General features: G+C 62.7%; 13 protein-coding genes. 6 read left to right on the forward strand and 7 right to left on the reverse strand.

Annotated features, from left to right (window positions below; genetic code table 11):
* Window positions 1-22 precede the first annotated feature (22 nt).
* The 3 genes from B5E41_RS03645 to B5E41_RS03655 all read right to left on the reverse strand — a co-directional run bounded on the left by B5E41_RS03645 (window position 23) and on the right by B5E41_RS03655 (window position 2,559).
* Window positions 23-1,201 (reverse strand): glycosyltransferase family 4 protein, encoded by a 1,179-nt coding sequence (locus B5E41_RS03645; protein WP_088391121.1) that lies wholly within the window; start codon window positions 1,199-1,201, stop codon window positions 23-25.
* Between the two features lie 144 nt (window positions 1,202-1,345).
* Window positions 1,346-1,582 (reverse strand): Lrp/AsnC ligand binding domain-containing protein, encoded by a 237-nt coding sequence (locus tag B5E41_RS03650; protein ID WP_003567502.1) that lies wholly within the window; start codon window positions 1,580-1,582, stop codon window positions 1,346-1,348.
* A 68-nt stretch (window positions 1,583-1,650) separates the two neighbouring features.
* Window positions 1,651-2,559, reverse strand: a complete 909-nt coding sequence (locus B5E41_RS03655; RefSeq protein WP_088391123.1) for a LysR family transcriptional regulator — start codon at window positions 2,557-2,559, stop codon at window positions 1,651-1,653.
* Window positions 2,560-2,643: 84 nt separating this feature from the next.
* On the opposite strand from B5E41_RS03655, the gene hglS reads away from it, so the two are divergent.
* From hglS to B5E41_RS03685, 6 genes are all read left to right on the forward strand, one after another.
* On the forward strand, window positions 2,644-4,077 hold the full coding sequence (hglS, locus tag B5E41_RS03660; protein ID WP_088391125.1) for a 2-oxoadipate dioxygenase/decarboxylase HglS: 1,434 nt from the start codon (window positions 2,644-2,646) through the stop codon (window positions 4,075-4,077).
* Window positions 4,078-4,144: 67 nt separating this feature from the next.
* Window positions 4,145-5,428, forward strand: a complete 1,284-nt coding sequence (locus B5E41_RS03665; protein ID WP_088391127.1) for an NAD(P)/FAD-dependent oxidoreductase — start codon at window positions 4,145-4,147, stop codon at window positions 5,426-5,428.
* A gap of 25 nt (window positions 5,429-5,453) precedes the next feature.
* Window positions 5,454-6,992, forward strand: coding sequence for an L-piperidine-6-carboxylate dehydrogenase (gene amaB, locus B5E41_RS03670; protein WP_088391129.1), 1,539 nt, complete (start codon window positions 5,454-5,456; stop codon window positions 6,990-6,992).
* Window positions 6,993-7,375: 383 nt separating this feature from the next.
* Window positions 7,376-8,398 carry an iron ABC transporter substrate-binding protein gene (locus B5E41_RS03675; protein WP_088391358.1) on the forward strand — a complete coding sequence of 341 codons (1,023 nt, stop codon included), beginning with the start codon at window positions 7,376-7,378 and terminating at the stop codon, window positions 8,396-8,398.
* Between the two features lie 103 nt (window positions 8,399-8,501).
* Complete coding sequence (locus B5E41_RS03680; protein ID WP_088391131.1) at window positions 8,502-10,169, forward strand: ABC transporter permease; 1,668 nt, start codon at window positions 8,502-8,504, stop codon at window positions 10,167-10,169.
* The gene (locus B5E41_RS03685) at window positions 10,166-11,203 is read left to right on the forward strand and encodes an ABC transporter ATP-binding protein (protein WP_088391133.1); all 1,038 of its coding nucleotides are present in this window, start codon (window positions 10,166-10,168) and stop codon (window positions 11,201-11,203) included. The genes B5E41_RS03680 and B5E41_RS03685 overlap by 4 nt, the downstream gene beginning before the upstream one ends.
* 35 nt (window positions 11,204-11,238) lie before the next feature.
* On the opposite strand, the gene B5E41_RS03690 is transcribed toward B5E41_RS03685, so the two are convergent.
* The 4 genes from B5E41_RS03690 to B5E41_RS03705 all read right to left on the reverse strand — a co-directional run bounded on the left by B5E41_RS03690 (window position 11,239) and on the right by B5E41_RS03705 (window position 17,067).
* The gene (locus tag B5E41_RS03690) at window positions 11,239-12,570 is read right to left on the reverse strand and encodes a glucoamylase family protein (protein ID WP_088391135.1); all 1,332 of its coding nucleotides are present in this window, start codon (window positions 12,568-12,570) and stop codon (window positions 11,239-11,241) included.
* 251 nt (window positions 12,571-12,821) lie between these two features.
* Window positions 12,822-14,606, reverse strand: a complete 1,785-nt coding sequence (locus B5E41_RS03695; protein ID WP_088391360.1) for a gamma-glutamyltransferase family protein — start codon at window positions 14,604-14,606, stop codon at window positions 12,822-12,824.
* Between the two features lie 48 nt (window positions 14,607-14,654).
* Window positions 14,655-16,097, reverse strand: a complete 1,443-nt coding sequence (locus tag B5E41_RS03700; RefSeq protein ID WP_088391137.1) for a M81 family metallopeptidase — start codon at window positions 16,095-16,097, stop codon at window positions 14,655-14,657.
* 241 nt (window positions 16,098-16,338) lie between these two features.
* Entirely contained in the window at window positions 16,339-17,067 is a 729-nt protein-coding gene (locus B5E41_RS03705; protein WP_088391139.1) for an NIPSNAP family protein, read from the reverse strand.
* Between the last annotated feature and the right edge of the window lie 38 nt (window positions 17,068-17,105).

Raw genomic sequence — 17,105 nt, forward strand, 5'->3', positions numbered from 1 at the left:
GCGGGTGTTCGATTAGGCAGGATCAGAGGCTTTCCGCAGTGGCGATATCAAGCGATCTGTAGAGATCGATGTAACGCCCGGCGACGATATCCCAGGAATAGCCGCGCGCGGCGTCAAGGAGCTCCGAGCGAAGGGCGTGCGGTCGGCACGCAAGGTCGGCATAAGCCGATTCCATGGCCGTCGCGGCAGTCTCCGGACTGGTGAAATCGGCAAGTCTGATGACGGCATGTCGGTCGGCGAGTGTTTGAAAGGCATCGTTGGCGTTCAGCACCGGCAGTAGGCCGGCGCTCATCGCCTCCAGCGCGACCAGGCCGAAACCTTCATATTCCGAGGCGGAGGCGAAGAGCGAGGCTGCGGTGATGATGCGGCGGATAGTATCATTGTCTGGCGACACATGCAGGGTGACGCGGCCGGTCAGGTCCCGGCTTTCGATTTTGCCTTCGATATCCTCCCGATTCCGGTCGGATTCGGCCCCGACGATATCGAGATGCCATTCCGAATCGCGGCTCTTCAGAACGGCCATCGCGTCGAGCAGGTGGTCCAGCCGCTTGTTCACCGAAAATCGACCGATGGTGACGACGCGGCGCCTTGCCAGGCGTGAGGCGGTGTCGGCGAACTTGCCGATATCGGCGCCATTCTCGATCAGCACGCTGTCCGGCACGATCTCGGAAAATTGCTTGAGATCGGAGGCGCTGCAGCAGACCACGCGGCGATAGGCCCTCGCCGAGGCGCGAGTCAGCGTGCGGAACCATATCTTCTTGATCGCCGCGTATTTCCTGGTGTGGAAGAAACCGCCATGCGTGGTGACGATCATCGGCTTGCCGTGCAGCAGCCGGCCCCAGGCGAGCGCATCGAAGAAGAAGTCGATGGCATGGACGTGCACGAGATCGGCGTCGCCGAGATGACGAAAAACCTGCGGCGCCAACGGATAGCGACTGCTGCCGGACCACGGGATGCGCACCACCTCGATGCCGTCGATATTCTCGCAAGCCGGCAGCTTATCTTCAGGCGCGGTGAACAGCGAGTTCAACGTGACGACGCGGACACGATAGCCACGCCGGAGGGTCTGGCGGCTGAGATTGGCGACGACGTCTTCCAGGCCGCCGCGATTGGGCAGGAACTGGCGCACGACATGGACGATCAGCGGAGCCGTTTGCGGCTGCGGATTCTCGCGCCCACTATCTGCCTCGACGATCGCCATTTTCCACCTATCGCTGCGCGTGCCAAACTCGTGTTGGCGCGGATTTATAGCAACGACCAGATATCTCAGGCGTTAAGGCGTGGGTTCAGCAACGTCCTGCGGAAGCGATTCTTCGCAACAGGGTTAATCGTGTCTGACGGGAGTTCAGAAAGCTTTGAAGGTGAGCGTCGTCAGCGACCGGACGATGCCTGGAATATTGGCGATATTGTCGTTGATGAACTTGCCGATATCCTGGCCTTCCTCGATATAGACCTTCAACAGCAGGTCGTAATCGCCGCTTGTGGAATAGAGCTCGGAGACCAGCTCGGTCTGGTAGATGGCGTCGGCGACCTCATAGGTCTTGCCGGGGGCGCATTGGAGCTGGACGAAGATCGGCTTCATGGAAATTTCCTGCAACGTTGTTTGGCCCGCATAATGGTCGAAAGCGCCATGCGGATGCAAGCCGTTCCTCACGTGGTCCGTCCGGCCGTCGCTTCCGCGACGATCCAGTCGCGAAAGGCGGCGAGCGGGGCATAATCGGCGCGCTCGCTGGGACAGGCAAGATAATAGCGCTCCCGGCTCTCCATCTCCCGGTCGACGGCGGCAACGAGATCGCCGCGCCCGAGTTCTTCCTGCATCAGGAATGTCGGCAACAGGGCGACACCGAGACCGGCGATCGCGGCTTGCGCTGCGGTGGCGAACTGATCGAAGAGCATGCCGTGCACGCTTTCGAAGGAAACGCCATTGCCGGCGAACCATTGTTCCCAGGCATCGGGGCGCGTCGTCAGATGCAGAAGCGGAACCGCAAGCAGATCCTCTGGGCGCGAAATCCTGTGCTGCTTCAGGAAATCGGGACTGCAGGCCGGCACTGTGCGTTCCGACATCAGCAAGGTCAGTTCCGCGCCGGGCCAGTGCGCGTGGCCGAAGTGGATCGCGGCGTCGATCGAATCGAGCCGGAAGTCGAAGGGCGAAAGCCGGGTCGCCAGATTGATGGTCACGCCGGGACTGGTGCTAAGAAAGCGGCCCAGGCGTGGCGCCAGCCAGCGCGTGCCGAAGGTCGGCAGGATGGCGAGATTGAGCGTGCCGCCATGCGGATTGGCGCGCAGGTTCAAGGAAGCGCTCGAGATGCGCCGCAGCGCCTCGCGAATCTCCCGGGCATAGCCGTCGCCGGCGAGCGTCAGCCGCATGGTCTGGCGTTCGCGCAGGAAGAGCTCGACGCCAAGCTGCTCCTCCAGTGCGCTGACCTGACGGCTGACGGCGCTCTGTGTCAGATCGAGTTCGCGCGCCGCCGCCGTCACGCTGCCGGTGCGGGCGACCGCCTCGAAGGCGGCGAGATGTGAAATCGACGGCAGAAAACGTCTTGAAGCGAGCATGATCATTCCGTTTCAGAATGAGCTATTTCCGAAATGTCGATATTTTCGGGTTTCCCGCGATTGTAAAGAGTTTCATCCTGCAAAAACGGAATGAGCCGGAGTTTTTCCAAGATGCCGCACGCCTTCGTTTCCACAGACCATATACGATCGCTTTTCACCGAGGCGATGTCGCAGATGTACCGGACGGAGGTGCCGCAATACGGCACGCTGATCGAACTGGTCGCGGATGTGAATGCCGGCTGCCTCGAAAGGGACCCCGCTCTGCGCGAACGCTTCGCCAGCGCCGACGAACTTGAGCGCATCGATATCGAGCGTCACGGCGCCATCCGGCTCGGAACGGCGGAAGAGCTTTTCACCATCCGTCGGCTGTTTGCCGTCATGGGCATGCAGGCGATCGGTTATTACGATCTTTCGGTCGCCGGCGTGCCGGTTCATTCCACCTGCTTCCGGCCGATCGACGAGGCGGCGCTGAACGTCAATCCGTTCCGCGTCTTCACCTCGCTGCTGCGCCTGGAGCTGATCGAGGATGAAAGCCTGCGCCGGGAAGCCGAGGCCATTTTGGCAGCGCGACGCATCTATACGCCGCGCGCCATCGCGCTGATCGAGCGTCATGAGCAGAATGGCGGTCTCACGGAAGCGGAAGCGAGCGAATTCGTCGCTGAGGCGCTTGAAACCTTCCGCTGGCACGGCGAGGCCACTGTCAGCGCCGAAACCTACAAGCGCCTGCACGACGCGCATCGGCTGATCGCCGACGTCGTCAGCTTCAAGGGGCCGCACATCAACCACTTGACGCCGCGCACGCTCGATATCGATGCGGTCCAGGCCCGCATGCCGGAACGCGGCATTACCCCGAAAGCCGTCATCGAAGGACCGCCGCGCCGGCAGTGCGACATCCTGCTGCGGCAGACGAGCTTCAAAGCGCTGGAGGAGGCGATCGTCTTCTCAGGTGACGAGGGTACGGTCCAGGGCACGCACACCGCCCGCTTCGGCGAGATCGAGCAGCGCGGCGTGGCGTTGACGGCCAAGGGCCGCGCGCTTTACGACCGGCTGCTCGCCTCGGTTCGCGGCGAAGTGCAGGTCGGCGCCGGCGGCGCCAAGGCCGGCGCCTATGACCAGGAATTGGCCGAGCGCTTCAAGGCGCTGCCGGACGGCTGGGATGAGCTGCGCAAGCAGGATCTCGCCTTCTTCCGTTATTCCGCCACGCCGGCGGGCATCGCCGCCGCGGTCGCCGGGCCACTGCCGCGCGATCCAGAAGCGCTTGTTGCCAAGGGCTACCTCGCCTTTGCGCCGATCGTCTACGAAGACTTCCTGCCCGTCAGCGCGGCCGGCATTTTCCAGTCGAATCTCGGCACCGACCAGCAGCAGAATTATGCGACGCGCTCGAACCGCGATGCCTTCGAGACCGCACTTGGAGCAACCGCTCAGGACGAACTGGCGCTTTATGCGGAACGGCAGGCCGCATCGCTGGAGGCCGCGATGGAGGCGCTCGGGGTCGCGGGCCTGCAGCTGAGGACCCTTGCGTGAAATCGCCGCTTCAACACCTGTTCTTATGCGCTAGAGTAGTCCGGTTTCAATCCGGTCGGACTATGCCATGCTGAATGACCCGCGCTCCCACGGCCTCTGGGAAAAGACCGCCGGCGAACCGCCGGCGACCTCGCCTCTCCAAGGCGCGGTGTCGGCAGACGTCGTTATCGTCGGCGGCGGCTATACCGGCCTGTCCTCCGGCCTGCATCTAGCCGAAGCCGGGTCGAAGGTGGTGCTGCTGGAGGCGAAGGAGATCGGCTTCGGCGGTGCTGGACGCAATGTCGGCCTGATCAATGCCGGCATGTGGGTGATGCCCAACGACCTGCCCGGCGTGCTCGGCCCCGTCCATGGTGAACGCCTGCTCGAAATGCTCGGCAACGCGCCGAAGCTCGTCATGGAATTGATCGACAAACATGCGATCGCCTGCGAACTCGAGCGTAACGGCACGCTGCACTGCGCCGTCGGCGCCGACGGGCTGAAGGAGATCGAGGAGCGTGCGGCGCAATGGTCTGCCCGCGGCGCGCCCGTCGTGCTGCTCGATGCGGCTGAAACGGCCAAGCGCACCGGCAGCGAGGCTTATGCCTGCTCACTGCTCGATCTGCGCGCCGGAACGCTGCAGCCGCTTGCCTATGCGCGCGGCCTCGCCCATGCCGCCGTCAAGGCGGGCGTCGCCATCCATACATCGAGCCCCGTCATCGCAACCGAGCGTCGCGGTAGCCGCTGGACCGTGAAGACGGAAAGCGGCGAAGTCAGCGCGGACTGGATCATCGTCGCGACCGATGCCTACAGCACCGGCCCCTTCGAGCAGGTGCGCAACGAGCAGGTCTATCTGCCCTATTTCAATTTCGCCACCGTGCCGCTCGGCCACAATCTGCGTCAGTCGATCCTGCCGGGGCGAGAAGGCGCATGGGACACCAAGGATATTCTCTCCTCCTTCCGCATGGATCAGGCTGGACGTCTCGTTTTCGGCAGCGTCGGCGCGCTGCGCAATACCGGCCTTGCCGTACACAAGGGCTGGGCCAAACGTGCGCTGAAGCGGCTCTTTCCCATTATCGGCGATGTCGAATTCGAATGCGAATGGTATGGCCAGATCGGCATGACCGACAATGCGCTGCCGCGCTTCCACAAATTCGCCCCGAACGTCATCGGCTTTTCGGGCTATAATGGCCGCGGCATAGCCCCCGGCACGGTCTTCGGCCGCACATTGGCCGACCATATTCTCGGCCGGCTTGCCGAGGCCGATCTGCCGCTGCCGCTGACGTCACCCAGCGAGCCGAGCTTCCGTGCGCTCAAGGAACTATGGTACGAAGCCGGCGCTCAGGTCGCCCATTTCGCCGATGCCCGCTTCTGAGAACAATAAGATTGGAAACACGACAATGACCATCGCCGTCCTCGATCTCGCCACCGAAACCGCCAAGCTGCTCGCCGAACTCGGCGTCGATGCCGGCCGCTATCAGGGCGGCACGCTGTCTGTCTCCTCGCCCGTCACCGGCAAGGAAATCGGCAAGCTCAGAGAACATTCCGTTTCCGAAACGAAAGTGGCGATCGAAGAGGCGCACAAAGCGTTCCTCGAATGGCGTTCCGTGCCGGCGCCAAAGCGCGGCGAACTGATCCGCCTGATCGGCGAGGAGCTGCGCAGCGCCAAGACGGCGCTCGGCCGCCTCGTCTCGATCGAAGTCGGCAAGATCACCTCCGAAGGCCTCGGCGAGGTTCAGGAGATGATCGACATCTGCGATTTCGCCGTCGGCCTGTCGCGCCAGCTCTATGGCCTGACGATCGCCACCGAACGCTCCGAACACCGGATGATGGAAAGCTGGCACCCGCTCGGCGCGATCGGCATCATTTCCGCCTTCAACTTCCCGGTCGCCGTCTGGTCTTGGAATGCGGCGCTGGCGATGGTCTGCGGCAATTCCACCGTCTGGAAACCGTCGGAAAAAACGCCGTTGACCGCGCTTGCGGTGCAGGCGCTGTTCGAAAAGGCCGTGAAGCGCTTCGTCGCCGAGGGCGGCAAGGCGCCGGCCAATCTGTCGACCCTGATCATCGGCGGCCGCGAGGTCGGCGAGGTGCTGGTCGACCACCCGAAGATCCCGCTCGTTTCCGCCACCGGCTCGACCGCCATGGGCCGCGCCGTCGGCCCGCGCCTGTCGCAGCGTTTTGCCCGCGCCATTCTCGAACTCGGCGGCAACAATGCCGCCATCGTCTGCCCCAGCGCCGATCTGGACCTGACGCTGCGGGGCGTCGCCTTCTCCGCCATGGGAACGGCGGGCCAGCGCTGCACGACGCTGCGCCGTCTCTTCGTCCATGAAAGCGTCTACGACCAGCTGGTGCCGCGCCTGCAGAAGGCCTATGGCTCGGTCACCATCGGCAATCCGCTCGAAACAGGCACACTGGTGGGCCCGCTGATCGACGGCCAGGCTTTCGAGAAGATGCAGGCAGCGCTTGGCGAGGCCAAATCGGCCGGCGGCAAGGTGACGGGCGGCGAACGCGTCGACAATGGTTCCGCCGATGCCTTCTACGTTCGCCCCGCGCTCGTCGAAATGCCAGATCAGACCGGTCCGGTCGAGCACGAGACCTTCGCGCCCATTCTCTACGTGATGAAATACAGTGATTTCGACGCGGTGTTGGCGCTGCACAATGCCGTGCCGCAGGGATTGTCGTCGTCGATCTTCACCAACGACATGCGCGAGGCGGAAACCTTCGTCTCGGCGCGCGGATCGGATTGCGGCATCGCCAACGTCAACCTCGGTCCCTCCGGTGCCGAAATCGGCGGCGCCTTTGGCGGCGAAAAAGAGACCGGCGGCGGACGCGAGTCCGGCTCCGATGCCTGGAAGGCCTATATGCGCCGCGCCACCAACACGATCAATTACGGCAGCACACTGCCGCTTGCGCAAGGCGTCAAGTTCGACGTCGAATAAGCAAAATCGCTGGAAAGGCGGCGCTGGCTGAGCGTCGCCTTTTGGCTGCTGACAAACCGCTCAAAAACCGCGACGTCATCCTCGGCCTTATGCCGAGGATCTGCGACGGCCAATTAAGCATCTGAAAATAGACGATTTTCTGAAAAGAAACTGCGGTTGTTAGATGCTCGGCACAAGGCCGAGCATGACGGAGGAGACTTTGTCGGCAAACGAGGGCGACGCTGGCTGAGCGTCGCCTTTTTGGCACCATCGAGTTTATTCCCGGCGATCTGAATTATCGGGTCAAGATATCGTGATGCTTTTTTCTCGGCGACGAAACTTGAAATAGGTAGTCAAGAAAAATATACGCCTACCCGCAGGGTGACATTGCCATGGAGGCCATCATGACTATTGCTTTTAACCGTTTTTCCCGCGTGCTGACGCTCGCCGCGTCGCTTCTCTCCGCCACGGCGCTCGCAGGCAGCGCCAATGCGCAGGATGAAGGTCTCGTCGTCTACAATGCGCAGCACGAAAGCCTGGGCCGCGAATGGATCGATGCCTTCACCAAGGAGACAGGCATCAAGGTCACCATGCGCCAGGGCAGCGACATGCAGTTCGCCAACCAGATCATTCAGGAAGGCGACGCATCCCCCGCCGATGTTTTCCTGACCGAGAATTCGCCGGCCATGACGCTGGTCGACGGCGCCGGCCTCTTCGCCCCGGTCGAAAAGGAAACACTGGATCAGGTTCCGGAGCAGTATCGTCCTGCCGACGGCATGTGGACCGGCATTGCCGCCCGCACGACGGTGTTTGCCTATGACAAAACGAAGCTCAGCGAAGACAAGCTGCCGAAGTCGCTGCTCGACCTCGCCGATCCCGCCTGGAAGGGCCGCTGGGGTGCAGCGCCCGCCGGCGCCGACTTCCAGGCTATCGTCGCCGCCCTGCTGCAACTGAAGGGCGAAGACGCCACCAAGGCATGGCTGAAGGGCCTCAAGGACAATGCGACGCCGTACAAGGGTAACAGCGTCGCTATGAAGGCCGTCAATGCTGGTGAAGTCGAAGGCGCGGTCATCTATCACTACTACTGGTTCGGCGATCAGGCGAAGACCGGCGAGAACAGCAAGAATGTCGGCATGCATTACTTCAAGAACCAGGATCCGGGCGCTTTCGTCAGCGTTTCGGGCGGCGGCGTCCTGAAGTCCACGCAGCACATGAAGGAAGCGCAGGCTTTCCTGAAATTCGTCACCAGCAAAGCAGGCCAGGCCGTGCTGAAGGACGGCACGTCCTATGAATATGCCGTCGGCAAGGACGCTCCTTCCAACGACAAGCTCGTTCCGCTTGCCGACCTCAATGCGCCGAAGGTCGAAGCTTCGACGCTGGACAGCAAGAAGGTCGTGGAATTGATGACGGCGGCAGGTCTGATCTAGGCTCTCTAGTGTCGTAGCGCTGATGCGGGGAATGCTTTGGGCTTTCTGCCGCAGGCTTGCAGCAGCCAAAACTATTGCTTTTGGCTCAAGAAAACCTTAGGGCATGACGGGATCGGGCAACTGTCTTTCCAAGACGGTTGCCCTCCTTTTTCAGCGTATGAAGGCATCGGCCTTGCTGCAGGACAACAGATTTTTCGTAGCCGGCAACAAGGCGCCGGTCGCGCCGAAGGCCGCGCGAATACTATTGCCGCGCCGGCGCAAGCCGCACGCGTCCGTGATGCTTCTCGCGACCGTCATCGCGATCTTCAGTCTCGTGCCGCTCGGTTTCATCGGCTGGATCACTTACGATGTCGGCTGGGAAACGGTGAAAACGCTCGTCTTCCGGCCACGTGTCGGCGAACTCCTCATCAATACGGTCCTCCTGGAAACGGCCACCATTCCGCTGTCGATCGCGCTGGCCGTGACGCTTGCCTGGCTGACCGAACGAACGGACATTCCGGGCGCCAGGCTCTGGGCCTGGCTGGCGATCGCGCCGCTCGCGGTGCCGGCCTTCGTGCACAGCTATGCCTGGGTCAGCCTCATTCCCGGCATGCGCGGCCTGCAGAGCGGCGTCTTCGTTTCTATCATCGCCTACTATCCATTCCTTTACCTGCCGGTCGCCGCAACGCTACGCCGTCTCGATCCGGCCATCGAGGATGCCGCCGCCTCCCTTGGCCTCGATCCCTGGCGCGTCTTCTTCCGCACCGTGCTGCCGCAGTTGAGGTTTGCCATTTGCGGCGGCTCGCTGCTGATTGCGCTGCACCTGCTGTCGGAATACGGCCTGTTCGTCATGATCCGGTTCGATACTTTCGCCACCGCGATCGTCGACCAGTTCCAATCCTCCTACAACAGCCCGGCCTCCAACATGCTCGGCGGCGTGCTCGTTGCCTGCTGCCTTTTCCTGCTCGGCCTCGAAGTGCTGCTGCGCGGCAACGAACGTTATGCCCGCGTCGGCTCTGGCTCGCCGCGTCCGGCCGATCGCCGGCGTCTCGGCTGGTTCGTGGTGCCGGCCATCCTGCTGCCTGTCGTCCTGGCGGTGCTGACGCTCGGCGTGCCGTTGATGACACTCGGCCGCTGGCTCTATCTCGGCGGCAGCGGGATCTGGCGCATCGAGGTCGGCAGTGCCTTCCTGCAGACGATGGCGCTCGCTCTTGCCGGCGGCGTGCTGGCGACGATTGCCGCAGCCCCCATGGCCTGGCTCTCCGTTCGCGCGCCCGGCCGTTTCCAGCGCGTGCTCGAAGCCTGCCACTATTATGTCGGCTCGCTGCCCGGCGTCGTCGTGGCGCTGGCGCTGGTGACGATCACCGTCCGTCTCGTGCTGCCGCTCTATCAGACCTTCGCAACGCTGCTCGTCGCCTATGTGATGCTTTTCCTGCCCCGTGCCATGGTCGGCTTACGCGCCAGCATCGCTCAGGCACCGGTGGAACTGGAGCGCGCCGCGATGGGCCTCGGCCGCACCCCCGGTCAGGCAGTGCGGCAGATCACCATGCGGCTTGCCGCACCGGGAGCCGCTGCCAGCATCGCCTTGACCGCACTTGGCATAACCAATGAACTCACGGCAACTCTGATGCTCTCTCCGAACGGGGTCGATACGCTGGCGACGAAATTCTGGTCGCTGACGAGCGAGATCGATTACGTCTCGGCCGCCCCTTACGCCTTCATGATGGTCGTGCTGTCGCTGCCGCTCACCCTGACGCTTTATACGCAATCGAAACGGACCGCCGGCCAATGACGCTGCTTACGATCGAAAACATCAGCAAGCGCTACGGGCCTGTCCAGGCGCTGAAGGATATCTCGCTCGATGTCCAGGCCGGTAGCCGCACCGCCGTCATCGGGCCGTCCGGCTCGGGCAAGACGACGCTGCTGCGCATCATCGCAGGCTTCGAGCAAGCCGACGCCGGCAGGGTGACATTGGATGGCGACGTGCTGGCCGATGGCTCGGCGGCGGTGCCGGCTCACAAACGGGGCATCGGCATCGTCTCCCAGGATGGCGCGCTGTTCCCGCACTTGAGCGTGGCTGAAAATATCGGCTTCGGCTTCGAACGGGGTGCTGCCGATCGTGAGCGGCGCATCGCCGAACTGCTCGATATGGTCGAGCTCGACCGCGGCATGCTGGTGCGGCGCCCGCATCAGCTTTCCGGCGGTCAGCAGCAGCGCGTGGCGCTCGCCCGCGCGCTCGGCCGCAAGCCGCGGCTGATGCTGCTCGACGAACCTTTCTCGGCGCTCGACACCGGTTTGCGGGAAAACATGCGCAAGGCTGTCGCGCGCGTGCTGCAGGCGGCCGGCATTACCGCTGTTCTCGTGACGCACGATCAGGAAGAGGCACTGAGTTTTGCCGATCAGGTCGCGGTTCTGAGGGAAGGGCGGCTGATCCAGGCGGGATCACCGCAAACCCTGTATCTGCATCCCAGGGATCGCGAGACGGCGCTGTTCCTCGGCGATGCCGTGCTGCTTCCGGCAATCATAAGGAACGGCCTTGCCGACTGCGCCCTCGGCCATGTCGCCGTCGAAGGCGGCCGTCAGGGCAAGGCGGAAATCATGCTGCGGCCCGAGCAGATCCGCGTCGTTGCCGATGAAAGCGATCGCGACTACGGCGGACGGGTTGTCGAGGTGGAATTCGGTGGCGCGGTCTGCACCGTCGCCGTTTCGCTCGACGGCGTTGCCCTGCCGCCGATCCGGATCAAGACCTCGAGCGTCGCCCTTCCCTCGCGAGGCGATCTCGTTCGCCTGGATATATCAGGCAAGGCGCACGTCTTCGAGCGCTGAACAATAGAGCCTGCGCGTCCTATTGGACATGCGGGCTAACCGACCCGGCGCACCAGCTCTTGCGGCTCGGCGCCCTCGAGCCAGCCGCCGGTAAAGCCGGCGCGCTCAAGTCCGAGGCGGATGACCGGCGATTGCCGCATCAGCTTCCAGATGAAGTCGGAACGCTCGTTTTCGATGGTCATGACGACAAGGCCCTGGTCGATGCCGACGGTGCGGTCGTCCACCCAGCCCTCCGGACGTTTGGTCTGCACAGTCGGATTGAAGCCGCCGGGGAAGCCGCCTTCCAGCAGCAGGTTCGGATAGGTGGTCAAAAGCGCCTTGGTGCCGTCGAGAGCCGCCTGCCGGTCATAGGGCAGGCAGGCGAGTGCCGCCCAGGGTGCGATCGTGCCGTCATCGGGTCCGAGCGGCGCGCCGCGGGCGGCATAACCCAGGACCTTCGGCTGCCGACCGCCGCGCATGCGCCGGGTGGGCGGCGGGCCGTCACAGGCCGTAAAGCCCCAGACATTCCTGTTGTAACCGACGAAACCGCCGGGATTGCGCTCGGCATAGTCGCGCTGCATGTTGATGACGACCTGGGTATTGCGGAAGTAGTCCCAGTTGCGATCCATCATCGGTCTGTCCTGGATGCCGCGGAAATCGATCCAGGCATGCGAGAAGAGATGAATGAAAAGCGGGCCGGCGTAGAGATACGGCTGGTCGCCGAACGTCATCCAGGAATAGCTCGATGTGAAGGCGTCGTAACTCGACTGCGGCACGGGATGTGTCGGCGAGGCGAGTGCCAGCGCATAAAGAATGATCGCCTCGTCGAAACCGTGATAACGCCAGCGCAGGAAGCCCGACGAAGGCTTCCAGCCCATGGAAATCGTGTCGCCCTTGTTCAGCGCCCAGCGCCAGTCGACGCGTTCGTAGATGAAGGTCGCGAGCTCACGGATTTCAGTCTCGGTCTCGTCTTCGCGATTGAAATATTGCGCTGAGGTCAGCACGCCGGCGATGAGCAGCGCCGTGTCGATGGTCGAAAGCTCGCTGTTCCAGGCACGATTGCCGCTATCCATGTGGAGAAAATGGTAGAAGAAACCGCGATGGCCGGTCGCATGGCGCTCGTCGCCCTGGCGCGCCTCGGCGAAGAAACGCAGCGTATTGACCGTGCGCTCGGCCGCTTCCCTGCGGCTGATCCAGCACCGTTCGACGGCAACGGGATAGGAGGAAAGTGCAAAGCCGACGGCGGCGATGCTCGCGGGCACGCCGGCGATCGAGGTATCGGCCACCAGGCCATTTTCGGGATTGGAATATTTCAGGAAGTACTTGAAAGCCGAATGCTGCAACCTGTCGATGAGGGCTGCATCAATGTCTTCGATCCGTTGCAGCATAGGCTCCTACCCAACTGTTGCATCGACCCATGCTTGAACATGGTGGTCGTCCCCAGGCAAATCAAACCATTTTGATTCGTAGGGATAAGAGAACACAAACAGAGGCGGTCGGTCGTTAACAATTATCGGTGAATTAATATCTAGCATAAGTCATATAAGCGGTGCAGCAAAAGCACCGCCGCGCACCGCACCGGCACAGTCTATGTCAGGCAATACTTGTTGCCGACGGGGGCGCTCTGGAAAGCAGCCCATTATCGTCCGACAGCATAGGCCTGCATGAGGCGCGGGGTGGCTGCGGCGCGCATCAGCCCGTCGGCATCGCGTCGTGCGGCCGTCAGCCGGCCGATCGCCCAAGGATCGGTGATCGTCAGCTTGTGGCCCTTTCGGGCGAGCGCCTCGAGTACATCCGGACCGAAACTCTCTTCCACTATCAGGCTGCCGGGTTCGCGGCTGCGCGGATAGAAGGAGCTCGGAAAATGAGCGGTATGAAAGAGCGGTTGATCGATCGCCGCCTGCAGGTTCAGCTGGTGATGGATATGGCGCAGGAAGAAGGAAAGCTGCCACTGCTCCTGCTGGTCGCCGCCCGGCGTGCCGAAGGCAAGGGTCGGGCGGCCTTCATAGAGGCCGAGGGACGGCGTCAACGTCGTGCGCGGCCGTTTTCCCGGAGCAAGCGATGTTGGCAGGCCAGGCTTCAGCCAGAACATCTGCGCGCGGGAATTGAGGCAGAAGCCGAGGCCGGGCACGGTTGGCGAAGACTGCAGCCAGCCGCCGGACGGCGTGGCGGAGACCATGTTGCCGTCATGGTCGATCACGTCGATATGCACGGTGTCGCCGCGCTTTTCAGACAAATGAGCCATGGTGGGCTCGTAGACGGCGCCGGTCTGCGAATCGGCGCCGAGCATCTTCATCGTCAGATCATGCTGCGCTTCGAAACCCGGAATGATGCCGGGTCGAAGGTCGAAGGAGGCATCCGCGCCGACCAGTTTGCGGCGTTCGGCAGCATAATTCTCCGACAGCAGATGCGCGACGGGAACCTCGGAAAAATTCGGGTCGCCGTAATAGACTTCGCGGTCGGCAAAGGCGAGCTTCATCGCCTCGACAACGGTATGAACGAAATCGGCGCCATTCGGTCTCATCGCGGCGAGGTCGAACCCCTTCAGAATCGAAAGGGTCTGCAGGAAGACAGGCCCCTGACCCCAGGGCCCTGTTTTGGCGATGGTCCAGCCGTGATAATCATAGGTCAGCGGTTCCTCAATCGTCGCCGACCAGTTGGCCATGTCGTTGGCGGTCAAAACGCCCCTGTGGCGGCTGCCGCTTGCGTCCATCACTTCGGCGGTCTTCAGATAGGCGTCGATCTTTTCGGCTATGAAGCCGCGATAGAAGGTGTCGCGGGCCGCCTGCACCTGTGCTTCCCGACCGCGCTTTGCTTCGGCTTCGGCAATGACGCGCTTCCAGGTTTCGGCCAGCGCCGGATTGCGGAAATTCGCCTGCGCTTCGGGAACGCTGCCGCCTGGCAGCCAAGTTTCGTGGGAGGTCGGCCATTCCTTTTCGAAAAATGCCGCAAGCCCCTTGATGGTCGCCGAAACCCGCGGCAGCAACGGATGGCCGTGCTCGGCATAATAGATCGCCGGTTCCAGCACCTCGCGCACGCTCATCGTGCCGTAGTCGCGCAGCATCAGCATCCAGCCGTCGAAGGCGCCGGGAATGACCGTCGCCAGCAGGCCGTCGCCGGGGATCAGTGTCAGGCCTTCCCCGGTATAGTGTTCGATCGTCGCGCCGGCGGGTGCTGACCCCTGGGCTGAGATGACCTCGACCTTGTCCTTCTTCTTCGAATAGATCACCGCCGGCAGGTCGCCGCCGGGGCCACAGAGATGCGGCTCGACGAGCTGCAGCACGAAGCCGGTCGCCACCGCCGCATCGAAAGCGTTGCCGCCCTTTTCGAGAATGCTCATGCCGACCGCAGAGCCGATCCAGTGCGTCGAGGTGACGACGCCGAAAGTGCCGAGAATTTCAGGTCGGGTGGTAAATCCGGTCATGCCGAACATCCTCCTTGGGAAATCATCTCCCGTTCGGATCGCTGGGACTCAAGCCTGTGGCGAGCGCGCGGAGAGGAAGACCTGCGGCTCGAAGGCAAAATCCTTGTCGAACGGATAGGTCGGATGCTGCTTGCGCAGCCGCGGCAGACGCTCGACGAACTGATCGACCACGCCCTCCGACAGCGCCATCAGGTTGGGATTGGCGATCGGGGCCAGTTCCGGCGAAAGATAGCCCGATTTGACGACGATGATCTTGGCGCCATGCGGGTCGAGGCCGAGCCGGGTGAAGTCGGCGATATTGTGGTAGGGCCGCCGTTTGGCCGAGACCACGAGATCGATGCCGCCGATCGAAACGACCGCCTGTCGATCGGCGAGGTCGGGGGTCTCATACAGGAACTTGACGGTGAAGCGCGCGTTGACCGGCCTGCTGCCCTTGGTATCGAGCGAGGCGCCGACGCTCAAGACAAGCTGCGCACCCACCCCCGCGGCATAACAGGCTTCGGTCGCCGCCTTGTCGGCGATACCGGCAAAGACGACGCCGTCAGCATCTTTGGCGATCAATTCGGCCAGGACATCGGCCCGGTCCCCGACGCCGCCGCCTGTCGGGTTGTCGCCGGATTCGGCGAGCACGACAGGAGCGGTCGGGCTGGCGATCGCTTTGGCAACGCATTCCTGGACCGGACCGGTCTCGCAGCCGAAGACAAAGTCTTCGCGAACATCCCAATAGGCCCTGGCGAGCCGCCTCGCCTCACGCTCCAGCACGGCACGATCAGTGCCGGTCATGATGGCAGCGGCCGTGGCGCGCGGTTCGTCGGCCCAGACGTAACCGACCATCAGCGACGCATCCCAGACGCCATCCATCGCGTCGATCTCGGGCAACCTGGCATAAAGGCTGTTCGCCGGCTCATCGACCGTGCTGGTGCGCTCGCCGGGCAGGAGGACCGGGGTCGGCGCCCAGAGAACGAATGGCTTTACGCCGGTTTTCAGGCTCTTGACCAGCATCGAGACCGAGCGGCGCATCGTCTCCTCGACATCGATATGCGGCGCGGTGCGATAGGTGGAGTAGATGTCGAGCGCATCGATGATGCGCTGGGTGACGTTGCCGTGCAGGTCGTAGCTTGCCGAGACGGTGCATGCTTCGCCGACCAGCGCGCGGGCCGCACCGATCCAGTCGCCTTCGGCATCCTCCATGCCCTCGACATACATGGCGCCGTGCATGGCGAGGTAGAGGCCATCGAGCGGCAGCAGCGGCTTCAGCCGCTCGAGTAATTCGCTCTTGAAGGCCTCATAGGTGGCACGCGAAACCGGCCCGCCGGCAATGGCGCGGGCATGGATCGTCGGCAGGAACTCGGCATCATAATCCTTCAGAAAAGCGAAATAGGGGGATTCCAGCAGCCCTTCCCCGCGCAACACCCGAAAATCCTTCTCCTCATTCAGAACGGGATTGTATGTGCTGCATTCGGTATGAATGCCACCGACGGCGATGCGCATGGGAAACCTCGGTTGATAGTGGGAGCAATCACGACGGAATGGGTGGCGATGAGATGAAGATGGGGGCGAGAGGACGCGCCGCCACTATGATCCTGATGATAGTTCGCAAAACGAGCCGTTCAACCGCAAAGACATGACAAAGTTGCTTCGGGTCGATTCTGAGATCGATAATCCGGACTGCGGTATCCAAAACTTGTCGACGATCTGCCTTTGGAACCGAGTTGCGCCGATCAGCGGGCACTCACCAGGCGCAAAGCGACCGCGACGTCGGCGTCAACCGCGCGACATCGATCCTCCGCCAGCACTGACTGTCCATCCATGGATAAATCTCCGCCGTCCAGATTGGATTCTGCCGCAATCGATGCTGGTAGGCGGCGGCACCGCTTTGATCCGCGTGAGCTTCAAACCACACGAACACCGTTTCTCCCTCGCGAACCGGCAGGCGAGGAAAACCGTTGCTGCTTCGCTCGGTCATAAACACCGCCTCGATCCGCGCACCGGCCGCCAGCATGGCCGGCATCGCCTTGTCGCTGAAAAATTCCGAGAAGCCTTCATCCGTTCCGGGTGCGAGCGAGCAGATGTTCACGATGATCAGCCCCTGTGCGGGCGCGCGCTCCGCCTCCTTCTCCCTCGGCAGGTTATGCGCAAATGGAAGAACGCCGGCCGCCGGCTTCAGCAGCAGGACGTTGTCCGAATTGAGCATCGTCGCGTTGGCGGCCGGTCCATGTTCCTTCCAGACTGGGCCCGAATAAAAGGATGCGAGCGCCTCCGTTCTGGCATCCATGTTCTTGAAGGAGCGAACCCACACAAAACAATCGGGGTCGTCGAGATCGCGAAACTCCCCTTCGACGCGCATGCCCAACGCCTCCTGGGGCTCAACGAACTCGCGATCAAACAGGTGGATCAACGCCTCCCTGCGCTCGGGAAGAACCCGGTAGCGGCGAAGCTCGAATATGATGTGAGAGTCCATGGCTTTTCCTGACAGGTCAATCATCCTGTTTTATCACA

It is taken from the genome of Rhizobium esperanzae, assembly GCF_002204185.1.
Classification (GTDB): domain Bacteria; phylum Pseudomonadota; class Alphaproteobacteria; order Rhizobiales; family Rhizobiaceae; genus Rhizobium; species Rhizobium esperanzae.

Coding starts and splice junctions, on each gene's coding strand:
- B5E41_RS03685 (WP_088391133.1), top strand. CDS start 10,166: ATGACGCTGCTTACGATCGAAAACATCAGCAAGCGCTACGGGCCTGTC.
- B5E41_RS03690 (WP_088391135.1), bottom strand. CDS start 12,570: ATGCTGCAACGGATCGAAGACATTGATGCAGCCCTCATCGACAGGTTG.
- B5E41_RS03675 (WP_088391358.1), top strand. CDS start 7,376: ATGACTATTGCTTTTAACCGTTTTTCCCGCGTGCTGACGCTCGCCGCG.
- B5E41_RS03665 (WP_088391127.1), top strand. CDS start 4,145: ATGCTGAATGACCCGCGCTCCCACGGCCTCTGGGAAAAGACCGCCGGC.
- B5E41_RS03650 (WP_003567502.1), bottom strand. CDS start 1,582: ATGAAGCCGATCTTCGTCCAGCTCCAATGCGCCCCCGGCAAGACCTAT.
- B5E41_RS03700 (WP_088391137.1), bottom strand. CDS start 16,097: ATGCGCATCGCCGTCGGTGGCATTCATACCGAATGCAGCACATACAAT.
- B5E41_RS03680 (WP_088391131.1), top strand. CDS start 8,502: ATGACGGGATCGGGCAACTGTCTTTCCAAGACGGTTGCCCTCCTTTTT.
- B5E41_RS03645 (WP_088391121.1), bottom strand. CDS start 1,201: ATGGCGATCGTCGAGGCAGATAGTGGGCGCGAGAATCCGCAGCCGCAA.
- amaB (WP_088391129.1), top strand. CDS start 5,454: ATGACCATCGCCGTCCTCGATCTCGCCACCGAAACCGCCAAGCTGCTC.
- B5E41_RS03695 (WP_088391360.1), bottom strand. CDS start 14,606: ATGACCGGATTTACCACCCGACCTGAAATTCTCGGCACTTTCGGCGTC.
- B5E41_RS03705 (WP_088391139.1), bottom strand. CDS start 17,067: ATGGACTCTCACATCATATTCGAGCTTCGCCGCTACCGGGTTCTTCCC.
- B5E41_RS03655 (WP_088391123.1), bottom strand. CDS start 2,559: ATGATCATGCTCGCTTCAAGACGTTTTCTGCCGTCGATTTCACATCTC.
- hglS (WP_088391125.1), top strand. CDS start 2,644: ATGAGCCGGAGTTTTTCCAAGATGCCGCACGCCTTCGTTTCCACAGAC.